Origin of the sequence: Blautia sp. AF19-10LB, assembly GCF_003461245.1 — a bacterium.
In the GTDB taxonomy this organism is placed as follows: domain Bacteria; phylum Bacillota; class Clostridia; order Lachnospirales; family Lachnospiraceae; genus Blautia_A; species Blautia_A intestinihominis.
Genome location: NZ_QTWS01000001.1, coordinates 1 through 17,485, shown reverse-complemented (window position 1 = coordinate 17,485; position 17,485 = coordinate 1). Strand labels below are relative to the sequence as shown.

General features: G+C 39.1%; 19 protein-coding genes and 3 pseudogenes. 3 read left to right on the top strand and 19 right to left on the bottom strand.

Going from position 1 to position 17,485, the window contains the following annotated elements:
* The 10 genes and pseudogenes from DWX28_RS19705 to DWX28_RS00070 all read right to left on the bottom strand — a co-directional run.
* Positions 1 to 224: DUF6075 family protein (locus DWX28_RS19705; RefSeq protein WP_243002272.1), on the bottom strand; the 224-nt coding region annotated here is incomplete at its 3' end.
* A gap of 289 nt (positions 225 to 513) precedes the next feature.
* Positions 514 to 1,911, bottom strand: a pseudogene (locus tag DWX28_RS00110) (recombinase family protein); the annotation flags it as partial.
* 140 nt (positions 1,912 to 2,051) lie between these two features.
* Entirely contained in the window at positions 2,052 to 2,678 is a 627-nt protein-coding gene (locus DWX28_RS00105; RefSeq protein WP_243002268.1) for an RNA-guided endonuclease InsQ/TnpB family protein, read from the bottom strand.
* Positions 2,569 to 2,943, bottom strand: coding sequence for a hypothetical protein (locus DWX28_RS20485; RefSeq protein WP_158565261.1), 375 nt, complete (start codon positions 2,941 to 2,943; stop codon positions 2,569 to 2,571). Before DWX28_RS20485 ends, DWX28_RS00105 begins: the two co-directional genes overlap by 110 nt.
* Before the next feature lie 381 nt (positions 2,944 to 3,324).
* Complete coding sequence (locus tag DWX28_RS00095; protein ID WP_118251485.1) at positions 3,325 to 4,956, bottom strand: glycoside hydrolase family 13 protein; 1,632 nt, start codon at positions 4,954 to 4,956, stop codon at positions 3,325 to 3,327.
* Positions 4,957 to 5,032: 76 nt separating this feature from the next.
* Complete coding sequence (locus DWX28_RS00090) at positions 5,033 to 5,884, bottom strand: AraC family transcriptional regulator (protein ID WP_118251307.1); 852 nt, start codon at positions 5,882 to 5,884, stop codon at positions 5,033 to 5,035.
* A gap of 8 nt (positions 5,885 to 5,892) precedes the next feature.
* Entirely contained in the window at positions 5,893 to 7,215 is a 1,323-nt protein-coding gene (locus tag DWX28_RS00085) for an MATE family efflux transporter (RefSeq protein WP_118251306.1), read from the bottom strand.
* Between the two features lie 158 nt (positions 7,216 to 7,373).
* Positions 7,374 to 7,481, bottom strand: coding sequence for a helix-turn-helix transcriptional regulator (locus DWX28_RS20480; protein ID WP_118251484.1), 108 nt, complete (start codon positions 7,479 to 7,481; stop codon positions 7,374 to 7,376).
* Between the two features lie 20 nt (positions 7,482 to 7,501).
* A pseudogene (locus tag DWX28_RS20475) lies at positions 7,502 to 8,323 on the bottom strand (ORF6N domain-containing protein).
* 37 nt (positions 8,324 to 8,360) lie between these two features.
* Entirely contained in the window at positions 8,361 to 8,639 is a 279-nt protein-coding gene (locus DWX28_RS00070) for a helix-turn-helix domain-containing protein (RefSeq protein WP_118251305.1), read from the bottom strand.
* A 233-nt stretch (positions 8,640 to 8,872) separates the two neighbouring features.
* Between DWX28_RS00070 and DWX28_RS00065 the strand changes: the two genes are divergently transcribed.
* A complete protein-coding gene (locus DWX28_RS00065) occupies positions 8,873 to 9,259 on the top strand; it encodes a helix-turn-helix domain-containing protein (protein WP_118251304.1) in 387 nt (128 codons plus the stop codon).
* A 100-nt stretch (positions 9,260 to 9,359) separates the two neighbouring features.
* Here DWX28_RS00065 and DWX28_RS00060 read toward each other — a convergent pair whose 3' ends face one another.
* The 4 genes from DWX28_RS00060 to DWX28_RS00045 are packed head-to-tail and all read right to left on the bottom strand — an operon-like array spanning position 9,360 to position 12,539.
* Positions 9,360 to 10,337: an NAD-dependent protein deacetylase gene (locus DWX28_RS00060; RefSeq protein WP_243002266.1), complete on the bottom strand. Its 978-nt coding sequence runs from the start codon at positions 10,335 to 10,337 to the stop codon at positions 9,360 to 9,362.
* Between the two features lie 53 nt (positions 10,338 to 10,390).
* A complete protein-coding gene (locus DWX28_RS00055) occupies positions 10,391 to 10,786 on the bottom strand; it encodes a C-GCAxxG-C-C family protein (protein WP_118251302.1) in 396 nt (131 codons plus the stop codon).
* Between the two features lie 5 nt (positions 10,787 to 10,791).
* Entirely contained in the window at positions 10,792 to 11,634 is an 843-nt protein-coding gene (locus DWX28_RS00050) for an NAD-dependent protein deacetylase, SIR2 family (RefSeq protein ID WP_118251301.1), read from the bottom strand.
* A complete protein-coding gene (locus DWX28_RS00045) occupies positions 11,634 to 12,539 on the bottom strand; it encodes an NAD-dependent protein deacetylase, SIR2 family (RefSeq protein ID WP_227222727.1) in 906 nt (301 codons plus the stop codon). The genes DWX28_RS00050 and DWX28_RS00045 overlap by 1 nt, the downstream gene beginning before the upstream one ends.
* 118 nt (positions 12,540 to 12,657) lie before the next feature.
* Between DWX28_RS00045 and DWX28_RS00040 the strand changes: the two genes are divergently transcribed.
* Together DWX28_RS00040 and DWX28_RS20705 are read left to right on the top strand one after the other, a co-directional pair.
* Positions 12,658 to 13,095, top strand: coding sequence for an Rrf2 family transcriptional regulator (locus DWX28_RS00040; protein ID WP_118251299.1), 438 nt, complete (start codon positions 12,658 to 12,660; stop codon positions 13,093 to 13,095).
* Positions 13,096 to 13,286: 191 nt separating this feature from the next.
* Positions 13,287 to 13,358 (top strand): annotated as a pseudogene (locus DWX28_RS20705) (plasmid mobilization relaxosome protein MobC); the annotation flags it as partial.
* A 343-nt stretch (positions 13,359 to 13,701) separates the two neighbouring features.
* Here the strand turns inward: DWX28_RS20705 and DWX28_RS00025 are convergent.
* From DWX28_RS00025 to DWX28_RS00005, 5 genes are all read right to left on the bottom strand, one after another.
* A complete protein-coding gene (locus tag DWX28_RS00025; RefSeq protein WP_118006331.1) occupies positions 13,702 to 14,610 on the bottom strand; it encodes a radical SAM mobile pair protein B in 909 nt (302 codons plus the stop codon).
* Positions 14,598 to 15,287, bottom strand: a complete 690-nt coding sequence (locus tag DWX28_RS00020; RefSeq protein ID WP_118251298.1) for a radical SAM mobile pair protein A — start codon at positions 15,285 to 15,287, stop codon at positions 14,598 to 14,600. Before DWX28_RS00020 ends, DWX28_RS00025 begins: the two co-directional genes overlap by 13 nt.
* On the bottom strand, positions 15,284 to 15,721 hold the full coding sequence (locus tag DWX28_RS00015; RefSeq protein WP_004844961.1) for a radical SAM mobile pair system MarR family transcriptional regulator: 438 nt from the start codon (positions 15,719 to 15,721) through the stop codon (positions 15,284 to 15,286). The genes DWX28_RS00020 and DWX28_RS00015 overlap by 4 nt, the downstream gene beginning before the upstream one ends.
* A 196-nt stretch (positions 15,722 to 15,917) precedes the next feature.
* Positions 15,918 to 16,394 (bottom strand): hypothetical protein, encoded by a 477-nt coding sequence (locus DWX28_RS00010; protein ID WP_243002265.1) that lies wholly within the window; start codon positions 16,392 to 16,394, stop codon positions 15,918 to 15,920.
* A gap of 26 nt (positions 16,395 to 16,420) precedes the next feature.
* Entirely contained in the window at positions 16,421 to 17,371 is a 951-nt protein-coding gene (locus tag DWX28_RS00005; protein WP_330417544.1) for a reverse transcriptase domain-containing protein, read from the bottom strand.
* Positions 17,372 to 17,485: the final 114 nt, after the last annotated feature.

Below are 17,485 nucleotides of genomic sequence, written 5' to 3'. Positions count from 1 at the left end.
TGCAGGCATTCCGTTTTTACACATCCAGTTTTAAAATTATAGATTTTATTCACATTATTTCTTGTGTCTCTGTCGATACCCAGGCAATAAACCAAAGCCCGATGGTAGACATCCTGATATCTGCATTTTTTCAGATATTCCTCATAAAATTTTTCGTGTTCCCTGCTCTTGAAAGTAATTGTGCGAGAATTGCTATTCTCTGCTCTTAACGCTGTGTTTGTCATTTTCATTTTCCTCCTGAATTTTTAATATTTTGGTATAAAAAAGACACTCCATTTCTGGAATGCCCCATAAAAAATAGGGACACCCGCTTTTAACAAGTATCCCTATAATCTATCAATGATCTGATAGCTCTCTATTCATTTTCATATTCAAGATTCTTTGTGTTCCCCGTCCCGAGGTCTAACGCAACAACAACGGTTACTTTCTTCACAAGGCTGCTCTTTTCTTTGTGATTTTCACCTATTTTTTTGAAACTGAAAAGCTCCACAAAGTGCGTAAATTCAAGGATTTCTACATATTTTTCCTTTGTAGCAACACCACAGTCTCAGCGGTACTTTCGTTATCCCAACAAAGTTCCTGTGTTTCCCTGTCTCCAAAATACACCGGAAAACGGAACTTTATGTGCTTCAGGAATCTGCCATCTGGCTGCTCCTGCTCGTAAATGTCCACCTGTTCTACAAAGCTGTTAAGAAATTCTTTCTTCTCCAGGTCGGTGAACTTATCATATAGTTTATCAAAATATAAAAGAAATTGATAGACGTTTTCTTCTGATATTTTCTGTTGCCAGATATTCAGCAGGCGATTCTTGACTTCTTCTATACTGTTCTCCACGCCTTCAATCTCATCATACAAACGGTATAACCTTGTCTCCATATCCTGATATTTCTTCTCATAAAATTTATCCATGATATCCAGACTGTCCATCTGCTGTCCAAGTCTTCCTTTTGCTCCGGTCAGCTGCCTGTGCTGTTTTTTCAGTCTTTCAATCTCTTTTTCTATTTCTTCTGTATCTATTCTTGAACCGATTTTATTCAGAATTGCTTCTTCAAATTTAGGATTCTTCACCAGTTTCCGAATAACTTCTTCCACTGCATTGTTAATCTTCTCCTCGCTCCATTGTTTACGATATCCACATTTATGACCATCTACCAGGCGACGATGTTTGCAGGCATAATAGAAATAATCCTTATATAAAGTTCCGTCTTTCTTTTTCTTTCGGTTCACGTTTCCATACATACCGCTTCCACATAACGGGCATCTCAATATTTCGGATAAAATATGCTCATGCTCGAGACTATGTGTCTTTTCATATTTCACACCTGTTTTTTCCCTTTTTTGATGAGCCAGCTCCCAGTCTGTTTCTGAAATGATTCCTTCATGGATACCATCGTGCAGCATATAATTTTCCTGCTTTACAATACGGTATTCATTTCTTGTACCAGATACTTTCTCGTTCTTTCTTCGTCCATAAGCCAGCTTTCCACAGTATACCGGATTATCCAGAACGCCTTTTATAAATGAAGCGGCAAATGCGTCCAGTGTATTATTCTGTCGTTTTTTCTTTTTATATCCATGCTGGTTCAGCCATGTAGCAATCGCAGAAATTCCCATATTGGTATGAATAAATTTATCATAGATCAGACGAATAATTTCCGCTTCATCCTCTGCAATCTGCAATTCTCCATTTGCCAATTCATAGCCATATGGAGCAAACCCACCGTTCCATTTTCCTTCCCTGGCTTTCTGCTTACGTCCCTCCATTGTCTGAACAAGGATATTCTCTCGTTCAATCTCTGCCACCGCAGACAGAACAGAAATCATCAGCTTTCCACTATCTTTTGAGCTGTCAATTCCATCTTCAACACAGATCAGATTCACTCCAAAATCCTGCATCCTCTGCAAAGAATGTGACATGCTCCCACCACTTAATCTCTGATTTTGAAGTGGGGGCTTCTTGCTCAATGGCTCTACAGAGCCAAGTATCTACAAGCTATCCTCGCGTGCCCCGCGATTTTTATTAGTCCGGTTACGGACTTTTTATTGTGCTGTCATGCACATTCTGCAAAGATTCTTTTTCCCTCTTTCATGATATTAACTGCTGCATTTACATCGCGGTCCATTCTGTTACCGCATTCACAGTAATAAATCCTATCAGATAAAGACAATTCTTCTTTTTTATTTCCGCATACACTGCAAATCTTACTGGATGCAAAATAACGGTCTACTTTGATCAGATATTTTCCTCGTTCCTCCAGTTTATATTCCAGCATAGACAGAAACAGGCCATATCCATTATCATGTACACCTTTTCCAAGATGAAGTCCTCCTGCCATCCCTTTCAGATTCAGATCTTCCACACATACTGCATCGAAGCTCCCGGCAAGACTGGCACTGAGTTTATGCTGAAAATCTTTTCTCTGATTTCGGATCTTTTCATGGCACAGTGCAACTCTTTTCTTCTGCTTCTTATAATTCTGACTGCCTTTCTGACATCTGGACAGCTTTCTCTGTTCCCGTGCAAGCTTTTTCTCTGTATTCCGATAGAATATCGGATATTCAGCTCTTTTACCGGTAGAAAACACACACATTCCCTGCATCGCAAAATCGATCCCAATAAATTTTTCTGCCGTTTTTTTCTGCTGTTTGGTTTTCACAGCAAAATAAAAGACTGGCAAAATATTTTCCTTCCAGAAAGATATTTCCATTCACTACGTTTGTTGTATAAGATTTTCTTGATGACTTCTTTGATTTGAAACGTGGAAATCCTGCAGATGGTTCACGAAAAAACTTATGGAATGCGCTTTCCAGATGCATCTGTACATTTGCTAACGCCAATGAATCCACCTCTTTCAGCCAGGGATATTCTTTCTTGTAACTGGCTGGTGTGTTCCTTAACATCTTTTTTTCTTTTTTATAATGTTCCATTTTATCTGCAAGCATATAGTTATAGATAAATCGGCTGCAGCCGATTGTTTTTTTCGAACAATATGTTCTTTTTTATTATAATACAATCCAAGCACAAGAACAAGTGTTTTTTTGTTTATAAAATTCTTTTGAGCATTTATGCTCAGATCTACAATTCATCTCCCACCTATAGAGGAAGGAGAATTCTTGTCATGTTTTGTTAAAATGCTACTGTAAAATAAGTAATCGAGTAGGAGGGAGTGATTAGCTCCCGTCCTCTCACACCACCGTGCGTACCGTTCGGTACACGGCGATTTCAATAGTTATTATCTTACACTTATAATAAGTTGAAATCCACATAATTTCACTATTACTTATGCTAGTAAGTGAATTTTGATGCTAAAAAAGAAACTCAATCTATTTGCCAGCAAATGCAATTATCACCGCCTCATAAGGACGCAATATATTTCCTTCTCTGTCGTCCTCATAATTCCGGATCCAGACTTCCCCGGCTTTCCACTCATCAAGCAATGGGCAGCTAACTTCCTCATCCGTAAAGTTTGTACATACCAGCATCTTTGTATGCTCATCTGTTCTCGTATAGGCGAAAATTCTCTCATCTTCCGGCAGAAGAAGTTCAAATTTTCCATTCACAAATACTGGATTTTCTTTTCTTAAACGAATCAGCTTCTGATAATAGTAAAATACCGAATTTTCATCTTCCAGTGCCTCTTTGGCATTGATTCTGGTATAATTTGGATTCACGGCAAACCATGGTTCTCCTGTTGTGAATCCTCCGTTCTCATCCCCGCTCCACTGCATCGGAGTACGGGCATTATCACGGCTTCTTGCGTAGATAGACTGCATGATTTCTTCTGGCTGATATCCTTTTTCCAGACGCTCTTTGTACATATTCAATGTCTCAATATCTTCATATTCCTCGATGCTGTCAAACTGCACATTCGTCATTCCCAGCTCTTCTCCCTGGTAAATGTAAGGAGTTCCCTGCATTCCATGAAGCATTGTCGCCAGCATTGTTGCCGACTCTTTTCTGTATTTTCCGTCATTTCCCCAACGCGACACGATTCTAGGAAGATCATGGTTATTCATGAACAGACTGTTCCATCCTGTCTGATATAAAGTATTCTGCCACTTTGCAAGGCATTTTTTCAGCTTAACCAGATTCAATGGAATCGTATCCCATTTTTCTTTTCCTTCTTCCTGATCAAGCATAATGTGCTCAAACTGAAAAACCATAGAAAATTCACTGCCATCTGGATTACTATATTTCTTTGCAATTTCCGGTGTTGCTCCCCAGGCTTCTCCAACAGTGATCATATCCCCCTTCTGAAATGTTTCTCTGCTTAGTTCACGCAGAAATTCATGCAGCTTTGGTCCATTATTTGTGATCTTAAGATCTGGCTCTTTTGCAATCTGATCGATTACATCCAGACGAAATCCACCTGCTCCTTTTTCCATCCACCAGAGAATCATATCATAGAGCTCTCTTCTCACTTTCGGATTCTCCCAGTTCAGATCTGGCTGTTTCACTGAAAACTGATGAAAATAATACTGTCCCAGTTCTGGAACCCACTCCCATGCCGGTCCTCCGAACACAGAATTCATATCATTTGGGTAAATACCTTCTTCTCCGTCACGCCACACATAATAATCATGATACGGATTGTCTTTGCTTTTCTTTGCCTCCAAAAACCATCTGTGTTCATCTGAAGTATGATTCAGCACAAGATCCATCATAATTCGGATTCCGCGTTTCTTTGCCTCCGCAAATAACTGTTCCATATCTTCCATTGTTCCGAACATCGGCTCAATATCCTGATAATCTGAAATATCGTATCCATTGTCATCCTGTGGCGAACGATACACTGGTGAGAGCCAAATTGCATCTATTCCAAGTTTTTTCAAATAATCCAATCTGCTGATAATTCCTGGAATATCACCGATTCCATCTCCATCCGAATCTTGAAAGCTTTTCGGATAAATCTGATATACAACTGCATTTTTCCACCATTTATTCTTATTTCCCATACTCATTCTCGATATCTCTCCGGCAGATTTTCTGATTCTACCGGGATATCCTCTCCTTTCTAACCATATACCTGGCTTATTTTTTTCTATATTTTAACGGAGAAACTCCATATGTTTTTTTGAAGCTTCTGATAAAATAGCTTACATTCTGATATCCACTCTGCATTGCAATCTCTGTAACAGGAATATCCGTATCTTGTAACAGCTGTTTTGCATGCTCTAACCTTAAATGTGTTATATATTGCGAAAGGGTAATATGAAAATGTTCCTTAAAATATCGCGATATATATTTTTCCGAAAGATGAAACTGCTCACTAAATTCTTTTAATGATATCTTTTCCATAAAATTCTGCTGTATATATGAAATCATTTCTTTTTCTATCGTATTTCTCCCGCTTTTATCATTTTCAATTATAAAGCCCTTCTCCCACATTTCAAGAATAAATTGTAAAAGAATTATTTTTGTCTTTATCTGAGCAGTTATTTGGGGCTCAGTTTTCTTGTTTTTTGCCATATATATTTCAACCAATTGCTCACATAGTTCTTTTGCTGTATCTTTTACTCTTGGATTTATCATTAGATGACCATTTTTTAACGGCTCCAGTAATTTATCATCTAACATGTCATTTATGCAAAAAGATATGTATTTTAATGGAAAAAGGAAAGTAAAATAATCCACTGTACCAGTCTGTGAACCCATGAAATGCAGATTACCCGGCGACACTACAAAAGCATCCCCGGGGGTTCCAACATAATTTTCTCCTGATATACTTACAGTCAAAAAACCACTTTTTACATATATAATTTCCAGTTCATCATGCCAATGAGCCGGTATCTGAAATGATCGTCCTTCATTTTTTATATGATATGTACTAAACGGATCATCCTTTGTACCATGCGGTTTATTTTCCTTTAATTCAAAGTACATACTCTCTCCTATACTTCTACAAGACCTTTACTCTTCCATTTTCCACTCTTCCATCTAAGTACCATTCCCACTGCTCTCGCACATTCGTCACCTGCCATAGCAATATATGCTCCTACAGCCAGAAGTCCCATGTGTATTCCGAGAAAATAGGTTCCGCCAACTGCAAACAAATACATAAATATCGCACCTAATATAACCGGAAAAAATGCGTCTCCGCTCGTTTTTAACGCCTGCCCATATACAAGGTTTGTTACCCTTCCAAGTTCAAGAAATATATCTACTATTAACAACTTTACCACAAGATTTATCATCTGTGTATCATCCGTAAATATATGCACGATAAAATGTCCGGCAAATGCAAAGGTCACGGAAAAGCATGTCGCTGTGATGATACCATATATCGCAGCTTTTCTCGTCCCCCTGCTACATTCCTCAAACTCTTTTGCTCCAATTCTCCAGCCGGTCATAATTGCATTTGCCTGAGCAAGGGCAGCTCCCACGCAATACGAGAAATTTGCAATCTGTATCGCATATGAACGCGCTGTAACATTCATTCCATCCACATCCATCTGATTCATAAAACGCACTATAAATGTCATTGCGATGTTGTAAAGTGCTGTTTCAAGCGCAGAAGGAAAACCAATCTTAACAATCTGTGCAAATATCTTTCTTGATGTAATTCGCTCAGGACTCTGCTTTGCTTTTATAAGTACAGCCCCCATGCCGGCTACAATAATAAGATTTACAACTCTCGAAATAACCGTGGCAACAGCAACTCCCATCACACCCCAGTTGAATGCAAATAAAAATACTGAATTAAGTATTATATTGAGAACATTTCCAACAACAGTTCCTATCAAAGAATGTTTTGTATATCCAAACACTCTCAAATAACTGGAGAAAATAGGAATCAGTGCATTTAAAAAACATGCGCCGCCAACAATTCTAAGATATATTTCAGCCGGCTCAAGCAAAGCCGGAGCAATACTTACGATTCGAAGTATCCCACCAGAAAAAGTAGCAAGAATGACAGACATTACGATACCTATCAATGCGTTGAATATAAGTCCAAGTTGTCTTGCCTGATATGCTATCCCCGGTCTTCCGGCTCCGATATTTTGTGACATAACAGCTATCATACCCGACGATATTACTCCAAACATAATAATAAAAACACCTATATATGTATTTGCTGTTCCCACTGCTCCTACAGCCTGATCACTTACAGATGATAGCATAAGCGTATCAACCATACCTGAAAGCATATAAAATAAAGTTTCTAAGCATATTGGCACAGATAGCTGTGTTAATGTTTTTCTTTCCGCTGCCATAGTTTTTCTCCTCACATACAACTCAAGAATACCATATCAATAATACGATATATTTCTATGTAATTCTTGTATAATATCATGTAAAAATTGCACTATTTCTACTTTGCCTTAAGGAGCACTGGGTGCGAGCTAAATTGATTACTCATGCTTACAAGGATTTACAAATCAGGATAACTTTTTCCGTTTTCCCAATTTGAAACAGTTTGCCTGGTAACATGAAATAATTTGCCAAACTCCTCTTGTGTTAATAGATTGTCTTTACGAATGTTTAATCATTCGCTCCCCTCTATTGTGGTAAAATTAACGTCGAATTTTTTAACAGCGTGGCAATCACAGGGGCATATTTAGATATTCCATAATCTTCAACAATACTGGTTATTCTAGCGCCAGCATCCTTTGATGAAGCACCACATAAGAAAACCCTTTCATCAGCAGTTCCATAATCCAACACGATAAAACGATCATGGAATATACCGCCTGTCTTTTTTATTGACAAATTTACTGTTGGGTACTCCTTGCAGAAATCTGCAAATTCTATGTTGTGAAGTTTATTATTTCCAACATTATCACTGAATAAAATAATATCTACTCCAGTAGGAGAATTCTTAAGGTGTACCAGCGTCCTTAAACCAATATAATTGTCAACGACATATATTGACGACTTTGCCTATTTATAAATGGACTCATATACCTCATCTGCACTACTGAATTTTGCATTAAACATGAGCCACTTGTCATCATCGTCTGAAACAAAGCTGTTCATCATATCAGCCAACTCAGATTTTGTCACAACATCCTTCAAGCCTTCTGCAACATCTGAAATCTGCTTTTCAATAGATATCATATCTGAGTTGATTTTGTTAATTTCTATTCTGTTGTTAGCAGTTTCCATGCTTAACTGAAGTATTTCCCGCTGCCCGATTAAATCACGATTTTCTAATATGTAATCTTTCATTTTCTTAAAGGTTCTTATTAATGCCTTGCTCTGCTTAACAGCCAACGGTCCTTTCAAAACAGTCATCAGCATATATAATCCTTGCTCTGTAAATACATGAGGATTATATCTGCTCTTACTGTTAAGATTTGCGGTCAAAAAAATCGTCCGCAACTCTCATACAACATATTGCTGACATCAGCAAAATGGTCTATTCCTCTTTTTCCCTCAGTTTGTCATAATACGCTTTATACCTATAAATCGTCCTCTCACTGACATTGTTCCTCTTCGCAATTTCTACCATTGTCATGCCGCTCTCATACCCAACAACAAAATCATTATAAATTGCCATCCACTTGGCGTTATGTTTCTGACGACCGCTTAACTTACGATTTCTGTAATACTCCAATTCCTCCCGAAGTTCTACATTCTCTTTTTCCAACTCCTCAATTCTTTTTAATGCCTCTTCAAGTGTTACAGATTTCTCCATTACCCTGTCCTCCATCTATGTCATTCTCATTTTGTCTATATTATAAATATCTGTGTTTCTTTAGTCAATCCGATTATGTCATGTTATATTATTTTTTACAATAGCTTTCATACACATATATCTTAATCGGCTTTCCTAATCCCTGATGACTTCGATAAATAAAATCCACCTTAGTGCCTGACACCCATTAATTTTTTATACCTTATTTCAAATTAAAAGTTCAAGAGTTGCTGTTGTTTTTAGATATGCTGGATTTAGAAAATACAAAAAGATTGAACCAGTATGTTTCCGGACAGGTGGAAACTATCAAAGAAATTCACAGTCTGATGACATCCGACCTAAAACGCCACTATACTATTAAAGAGTTGTCAAAACAGTACCTGATGAACACCACTACTTTGAAATCCGTTTTCAAAGCAGTCTATGGAATGCCCATCGCTTCTTGCATGAAAGAATACCGTATGAAGTTGGCATCGAATATGCTGTTGCAGGAAGATAAATCTATTTCGGAAATTGCCGCCGCTGTGGGATATAAAAGCCAAAGTAAATTTACATCGGCTTTCCGAGATATATTTCAGATATTACCTACTGCATATCAGAAACTGTATCGTAATCAATAATTTTAATGCAAAACTGCACCCACAATATCCCTGAGTGCAGTTTTGTATCAATCAATATTCTAATGTTTCTCCATTAAGTGGAATGTCAAGAACAAGTATCCTATACAAATGCACTTTCCTCTTTTGTTTTCCGCAAATCTTTTAATACTGTTCCTATATCTCCCAAAATAGCAATCCCCTTATCTTCAATGAATTCCGGCAAAAACTGATATTCTGAATTTACGGAGATATAATATGCATCTTTCAAGCTATTTGTCAGTTCCCAAAACGGTTCCTGTATAAACATCGGTGTCATGCGCCCTACTCCAAGTTCTATCAAGAGAATTTTTCTATCTTTGTTCTTTTGAATGTATTTTGAGATTTTCTCATATTCTTCTTCGTATTTTTTCCCTTGCAGAAAATTCCCATATCCTCTTACCCACGGAAACATTTCCGCACCACAATGAGGGCAGCGAGGAATCAGTTCATCCGGCACCATTGTCCCCTCTCCCATAGCCGCAATCATATCTGCCACAGGTTGTACGGCATCCCATGTTTCATCCTGACAGCACCGGGAACACTGGAAGAAACGATGATCTCCCTGAATCTCACTGACCTTTTCTTCCGGATAAATCTTTACAAACTGTGTATCCTGATTAGTCGTTAAGATATGAAAGTCCTTTCCCTGCAAGATTCTATCCAAATCCAGATATGGCTCTCTGATAGGGGCATTTTGTGTAGTATTTAAAAAGGTTGCCACATATCCCCAGTGTTCATTTCTTGTAGAAAACCGATGCATCATGCCGCTAAAAGCACCTTTGAATCCATACTTATCTGCAAATTTTCCAAAATGCTCACGAAAAGAAGGGGTATCACTATAATAAAAGTCACCACCTCCAGCCGCTGATAAACCGGATGCTCCGCCTACTATGATACACTCTGCCTCCTGCACTCTGCGAACAAATTCCTGAATCTGTTCCTCATAAGGAAGTGGTTTTTGTTTGCTCAACACTACAGCAGTACCGCCGGATGCATAGGTACTATAGTGTCCGGAATAGTTCATTTGTGTTTTCATTACCAAATTTTCATAACAGCTCATTTTTTTCATTCTCCTATCTCACAACTGTAATATCTTTAACCACTTTACTTAGTCTATCCTTCCCTTTCTGATTCCATTGGCAACACCTCGTCAAAAGCCCGTATTGCATTGCGAATGCAATCATCGCATTCACAGAGTACAACACCTGTATCCTTTCCCTTTAGATCTTTACATATGGTTGCACCTGAATATTCCTGAAATTTGTTTAATATCTCCCGCGCCGTTATCGCACTTTTCTTCCCCGGCTTTACAATTCCCGCCATCATGGTTGCTCCAATCAATGCACCACAAGTTGCTTCCATACCTCCCATACCTACCGCAAATCCGGATGCAGCATTCATCAGTATTTCCTTATCAGAATCTGATGAATCGATCATTGCCTTGATAACCGACTGACAGCAATTAAATCCATTATGTTTGTAATATACTGCTTTTTCTTCTCTTGTCATTTTCCTTAGATTTCCTTTCTGATTTTCTTTAACGCTACCGTAAGATTACCATCCACACCGATGGATTTTTCTTTGATTTCCTCTGGAATGTAAATTTCGCCCTTGTTAAATGTGATATATCTTGCCTGTGGTTCTACTGCTGCAAGCTGCATCAAAGGAGCTTTAATCATCTGATTTCTCCAACCAATGCCAAATTCCAGAATTACCAGCTTCTTTCCATGTAAATTCTGAATAAATTCTTGATAGCAGGCAGCCTTTTCCTTCCAATTTTTCGTTTCTGTAAACGAGGACATCTCACCCCAATTTACTTCCATATCTCCACCGCATTTTGGACATTTCGGCAGTAACTCTTTGGGTACTCTTCCGTTTACTTCCTCTTCTGTCATGGCGAGAACTGCTTTTTGATTAGGATAAACCTCGTCATGACATCTGTTCTTGCACCGCATCTGGGTTAATTTCCCTTCCATTTCAAAAACACGGTCTGCCTCAAAACCTGCCGGCACAAAATGATCCTCCGCATTGGAAGTTACTACGAAATATTCTTTATCCTTTACTAGTGCATAGATGTTTTTCATAATCTCACTCGGCTCATCCTGCATAGCTTTTGCCTTAACAAGTCTGCTTACAAACGCCCACTTTTCTTCTACCTTCATTGGCACTGAAAATCCGTGTAAAACACAACGCAGTCCATATTTTTCTCTGAAATCTCCCATATTTTCCTGAAACCATGCGTCATCTGCAAAAATATTATATCCCTCTGCGATAGACAAACCATTACTGGCTCCAATCAAAATACCATCTGCTTCTTTGATGATTTGACTTATCTCTTGATATACATTCATCTTCATCACATTTCCTTTCCCGCTATGTTTTCTTTTAAATCCCGCAGGGTTTCTGCCAAATCTCCTGCTATATAAATGCCTTTGTCTTTTATATGCTCTGGAGCTGAGGATTTCTTCTGATTCAGACAGGCATAAAACACCTTTTCATTTTTATATGTCATTTCCCAAAAAGGAAGTTTAATAATACTGGGTGTCATCTCGCCAACCCCCAGCTCCAGCAGTACAACATTCTTATCTGTTCCATTCATGAGATATTTTTTTAGGAAATTCTCATATCGCCTTACACCTTCCCTCCAGTCTTTTCCCTCCAAAAATGTATCATCCCTTACCCAGGGAACCATGATTCTCCCGCACTCATTACATCTTGGCAGAAGCTCGGAAGTAACACGCAGCTCCCGGATATTTTCGTTCATCCTGCGAATCATTTCTACATTGGAATAAATTTGGTCATGGCAAGGCTGACTGCATTGAACATAGCCGCTATTACCTTGATAATCGCAAATCCTTTCTTTCTGAAAAATCCGTTCAAACTGCATATCTATATTGGTTGTTAAAACAAAGACTTCTTTTTCCGCCACAATATCACGCAGGTCATAGTATGGCTGTCCTGTAGGTGCATCCCACATACTTTGTATGTAACGTGCATAATATGCCCACTGTTGTTCCGGCGATGAATAACAGTAGTAAAAACCGTCAAAGGGAGATTTCAGTCCATACCACTCCTTGAAATCTTGTAAACATTCCTCCATATAGGGTAGCCAATGATAATGGTTATATCCCGCCGCACTGGAAAGACCAGAACCACCGCCTATTAAAACGGCATCTGCCTGACGGATTTTTTCTGCCAGAAAACTGACTTGTTCCTCCTTTTGCATACACCACTTTATCTCCTTTTTTATATCAGATTCCACATTTTTTATTTCGCTTGACTTTTATTTTTTTACTTGTTAAAATTAAATTTACATCAAGCATTGAAATTATATTATCATGTAAATTTTAAAATTGCAAGAAGAAAGTTCGAGGTGACAAATGAAATATTCCACAAAGCTTAGTGACACCATTCATATTCTTATATTTATTGCTCTTGGAGATGACGAACAACTCTCCAGCGCAAAAATTGCAGAAAGTATCAAGACAAACCCGGCTTATGTCAGACAGCTTATGGCAACCCTAAAAAATGCAGGCATTGTTGTCAACACACAAGGTCATGCGAATGCCGCTCTTGCAAAATCGGCAGATAAAATCAATATGTATGACATCTACCGAGCCGTAGAGGGCGATAAGCCGCTGCTTCACCTGGACACAGATACCAATCCGGATTGTGGAATCGGTATCAACATTCAATTCGCTATTGGGGACTTCTATCATGAAATTCAAAATATGGTAGATGATAAAATGAAATCCATTACATTGCAGGATATTATTGATCGGTATTATTTTAAAATCAGGGAAGTTAAAAACCTTTAACTAATCAAGAATAGCAAGCGCTGCCTGTGTCATGACACAGGCGAAATCCCCCACACTTTCCTACCGTCTTTGCTACAATTTGCCTTGGGTAGTTACACCCAAAATTGAATTAAACACGAAACAGACTGTTGTAAAAACTGAACATTTTACAGCAGTTTTTTTGTACCCATTTTTAGGAAGTACGTGACTCAATGGCAAACAGAAACCGCACCAATCCGGTGCAATTTTATCTCAGCGATGATGAGCAGTACATTCTCACTGCCAAATTCAAAGCATCCGGCATGAAAAGCATGTCAGCCTTTTTACGCAAAGTTGAATGTGTCATCGGTATCACTGATGATGACAAACATGGCTGTTCTCTGATCGCCGATCATATCCAGTTCCATTTCGTCATACGACATGATTTCTCGAAGCTCCTGAATATCAAATGGTGAAAGTCTGGCACCACAGGAAATCAAAATCGATTTTGCAGTTTTGCCAGTAACAAAATGTCAATAGTTTTTTAATCACTTTTTCAAAAAAGGCAAAAAAATAGAACGTATAGTTAATTTCCATACGCTCTATCTCACATTTCATATTAAATTTTTGAATTCTACAAACTTGAAGTTAGCGATTTCTTTTTCCGGTATTCTCTGTCCCACGGATTTCCTCATGATAGAAATAATCTACGATCACCGGATGCCCCTGCGGAACTCTGCCATAAGGCATTTCATTATCCACAAAGGCACAATCATACTTCTTAGCCATTTCCTCAGCTTTTACTTCAAGTGCTTCAAAGTAGCTGCGGTTATGCTTGTTATAGATCTCGTCGTAAAGTGGTACAAGATCAGGATATTTTCCGGCGATATAATCCATAATTGTCTTTTTGAAACCGCCTCGAAGATTGAGATTTTCGAGCCAGAACAGATCGCACTGATCCTTTACCCGCTCAAAGATTGCTTCAAAATTCGTGATACCGGGGAATACCGGGGATACGAAACAAACTGTACGGATACCTGCCTCATATACCTGCTTCATAGCAGCGATACGGTGCTCAATGCTCGAAGCAGAATCCATATCGTTCTTGAAATTTTCATCTAGTGTGTTGATCGACCATGAAACGGTTACACGTCCAAGCTTCTTCAACAGATCAATATCCCGTACCACAAGATCCGACTTTGTGCAGATCAGAATATCTGCGTCACTGCCGATCAGCTGCTCCAGAAGTTTTCTGGTATTCCCGAATTGCTCCTCCTGTGGATTGTAGCCATCTGTCACAGAACCGATGACCACCCGCTGTCCGACATATTTCTTCGGATTTTTAATTTCCGGCCAATGCTTCACATCAAGGAAAGTGCCCCATTCCTCCTTGTGCCCGGTAAAGCGCTTCATAAAAGAAGCATAGCAATACTTGCAGGCATGTGTACAGCCCACATAGGGATTGACCGAGTAACCTCCTACCGGTAGACTAGACTTAGTCATGATGTTCTTTGTTTCCACCTCACGAATGAGGATTCCATTTATTACTTCTTCCATGATTTCTGTACCTCTAACACTTTATTAAATTCTTCCGGCATTTCCTGAATCATATTTTCATCCCCTATGATAGGGACAAGATCTTCCTTCATAAACACCGGAATGCCGAGCTTATGTGCCTGGTCCGTCAGAGACCATGCCCATTCCGGCTCCGTATGAATCTTCCTACTCTGAGCTCCGGTCATGGTGCCGACAACGATCCAATTGATTCCGGAAAGGTCAACTGTGCCGGGATCATCGAATAACGGCTCAAAGGTAACATGGTAATGTTTTGCTCTGACGTTTTTCCGAAGGGCATCGATACGCCACCGTTCTGCTTTCCTCGTCACCGTAACGCCAAACCATGCGTTTTCCAGATCGGTATCAAAATCCAGCAAATCAGGTCGCTTGCTAAGGAACAGGAACTGATGCTGTGGATTTTCACGGATCTTTGCAAATACCTCGTCTCTCCATTCCGGCTTCCATCCAGAGAAATCGCTCATGCCAGTAAGAAGAAAGTTCTGCGGACGTTTCTTTTCCATCATCTTGAGCTTACCCGGAAAGAATTCAGGGTAAGCGAAATCATCAATCATATGCCAGCGTTTCACGTTGTTGCGGGCATAGCAATATGTACACCCCACTGTGCAGCCAATGACGATATTCATGTTCTGAATCTGATCTTTGATACAAATACTCATGACTTCTGCCACTCCTCAAGATTCTTTCTGATGCGGTCGAGGCATTCCTCAAACCGGGTAATTTCTTCCTCTGAAAAACCTTTGTAGTAAATACTGCCCATCTCATCAGATACAGAATCGTACTCGCCCTTTAAGGCATGTGCTTTCTCAGTCAGAAACAGGAGCGTTTTCCTTTTGTCCGTTTCAGACTGAACACGGCTTATCAGCCCTTGATTTTCCATTCTTTCCAGCATCGTAGTAAGAGATGTTATCGCTAACCCGCATTTAGTCGAGAGTGACCTGATTGAAATACCATCCTTCTGCCACAGCACATAAAGAATACGCCCCTGGGCTCCATTAAATGCATCAATATTCTTTTCACTGAGAATCTTCTCGAAAATCCGGTCTCCAAGCTGTTTTATTTTGGTAACAAGAAATCCTCCATTCATTTCCATTCAAAAGCTCCTATATAGTAGTTTATTAAAAACATACTATATAGGAGCTTTATTGTCAACAGTTTATATGTCTTAATAAGTAAATTCCGTTTTTTTCAATTCTCCAGTCAAGTAGACTAAGACCTCTCAATCTTAGCCCCTCACAGATCCGTACGTGCGGCTTTCCCGCATACGGCTCCTCATAGTAACATTCGCTTCAATATAAACAATAGTACGTTTTAGGTTTTGCTAACGGGTAATACTTGAGCATTTCCACAAATCCATTCCATGTGTATGCCCGTCTACAACCTCTCCGATTCATGGCTTTGAATAGAAACTGTTGTACTCTATGCAGGAATGTTGTTATTTTCCGAAAATTCCATGTAACACTATAATATCGATAGTGTCCAATTAGTTTTACATTCAACTCTTTAATTATTTCTCGCATTGGTCGATTTCGATTATCGTAAATCCAGTTCTTGTATGCTCTAACCTTTTGCTCAAACTTCTTTCTTGAAGTCTGTACCTTTGGCACGAAACCTCCCTTTCGAGTTTTGCTACAGTAGAAGGTAAATCCAAGAAAATCAAATGTTTCAGGCTTACATTCTCCTCTTGCTCTACGATTCTGCTCTGCAAATATTACTGAGTCTTGTGCCGAACCTTCCTCTGTTGGCTCGAATTTTCCTTGCTCCATTATTCCTGCTTTAAGGTATTTACGTATTAGCCACAATAAGTTTGAAAATCAAATGTTTCAGGCTTACATTCTCCTCTTGCTCTACGATTCTGCTCTGCAAATCTCCCAAATTCAATCAGTCTGCTTTTACTACTTTCCAGCTCCAGTCCAAACTTTTCCATTCGTTCCTTTAACTCTTTATAGTATCTTTCAGCTTCTGACTTATATTGAAATCCTGCAACAAAATCATCCGCAAAGTTGACGAGAAAACACTCTCCCTGCATTTCCCTTTGCACCACCAGCTTAAACCACAGCGTCAGCACATGATGCATGTATATATTTGCAAGCATCGGACTCATTACTGAGCCTTGTGCCGAACCTTCCTTTGTTGGCTCAAATTTTCCTTGCTCCATTATTCCTGCTTTAAGGTATTTACGTATTAGCCACAATAAGTTCTTATCCTGTATATTCCATTCAAGGAACTTCATCATCCAATCATGGTCAATATGGTCAAAGAAACCTTTGATATCAGCATCTACGATATAGCTGATTTTTCCATAGCTTATCCGTTGGTATACCCCTTTTATTGCTCCGTGACACCCCCTATTCGGTCTAAATCCATACATGCAGTTTAGGAATCTCGGTTCATAAATAGCTCCCAGTATTTTCTTCACTGCCATTTGTACAATCTTATCTTCATAGGAAGCAATCCCTAATGGTCGTTTCTTTCCATTTCCCTTAGGTATATATACCCTCAGTGACGGAAGTGGCTTAAAGGATTTGCTTTTCAACCTCTGTACCAGTTCCTTGATATTTCTATCAAGGTTCTTCCCATACTCATCCTTAGTTACCTTGTCAATTCCGACTGCTTTGTTCCCGTCTAATTCCTTATGGCATTGCTTTAGCATATCTTCATTTATCAAGTGGTACACGGATGTAAATATAGGATGTTTTGATGTTGCCGATATCTCAGCTATTCTTACTAATTTCGTTTCCATTATTTCCTCCGTCCCTGAGTACGGATAATGTGTCCTCAGTAAGACCTTTACTATGCAATCCCCTTCCCTCCATCGGCATTGCCCGATTTCTACAGTACTATGGGATTGTCCGAC

Coding starts and splice junctions, on each gene's coding strand:
- DWX28_RS00090 (WP_118251307.1), bottom strand. CDS start 5,884: ATGTACTTTGAATTAAAGGAAAATAAACCGCATGGTACAAAGGATGAT.
- DWX28_RS00005 (WP_330417544.1), bottom strand. CDS start 17,371: ATGGAAACGAAATTAGTAAGAATAGCTGAGATATCGGCAACATCAAAA.
- DWX28_RS00015 (WP_004844961.1), bottom strand. CDS start 15,721: ATGGAAATGAATGGAGGATTTCTTGTTACCAAAATAAAACAGCTTGGA.
- DWX28_RS00060 (WP_243002266.1), bottom strand. CDS start 10,337: ATGAGCTGTTATGAAAATTTGGTAATGAAAACACAAATGAACTATTCC.
- DWX28_RS00085 (WP_118251306.1), bottom strand. CDS start 7,215: ATGGCAGCGGAAAGAAAAACATTAACACAGCTATCTGTGCCAATATGC.
- DWX28_RS00040 (WP_118251299.1), top strand. CDS start 12,658: ATGAAATATTCCACAAAGCTTAGTGACACCATTCATATTCTTATATTT.
- DWX28_RS00095 (WP_118251485.1), bottom strand. CDS start 4,956: ATGGGAAATAAGAATAAATGGTGGAAAAATGCAGTTGTATATCAGATT.
- DWX28_RS00050 (WP_118251301.1), bottom strand. CDS start 11,634: ATGAAGATGAATGTATATCAAGAGATAAGTCAAATCATCAAAGAAGCA.
- DWX28_RS00020 (WP_118251298.1), bottom strand. CDS start 15,287: ATGAGTATTTGTATCAAAGATCAGATTCAGAACATGAATATCGTCATT.
- DWX28_RS00010 (WP_243002265.1), bottom strand. CDS start 16,394: ATGGAGCAAGGAAAATTCGAGCCAACAGAGGAAGGTTCGGCACAAGAC.
- DWX28_RS00025 (WP_118006331.1), bottom strand. CDS start 14,610: ATGGAAGAAGTAATAAATGGAATCCTCATTCGTGAGGTGGAAACAAAG.
- DWX28_RS20485 (WP_158565261.1), bottom strand. CDS start 2,943: ATGCTTGCAGATAAAATGGAACATTATAAAAAAGAAAAAAAGATGTTA.
- DWX28_RS00055 (WP_118251302.1), bottom strand. CDS start 10,786: ATGACAAGAGAAGAAAAAGCAGTATATTACAAACATAATGGATTTAAT.
- DWX28_RS00070 (WP_118251305.1), bottom strand. CDS start 8,639: ATGGAGAAATCTGTAACACTTGAAGAGGCATTAAAAAGAATTGAGGAG.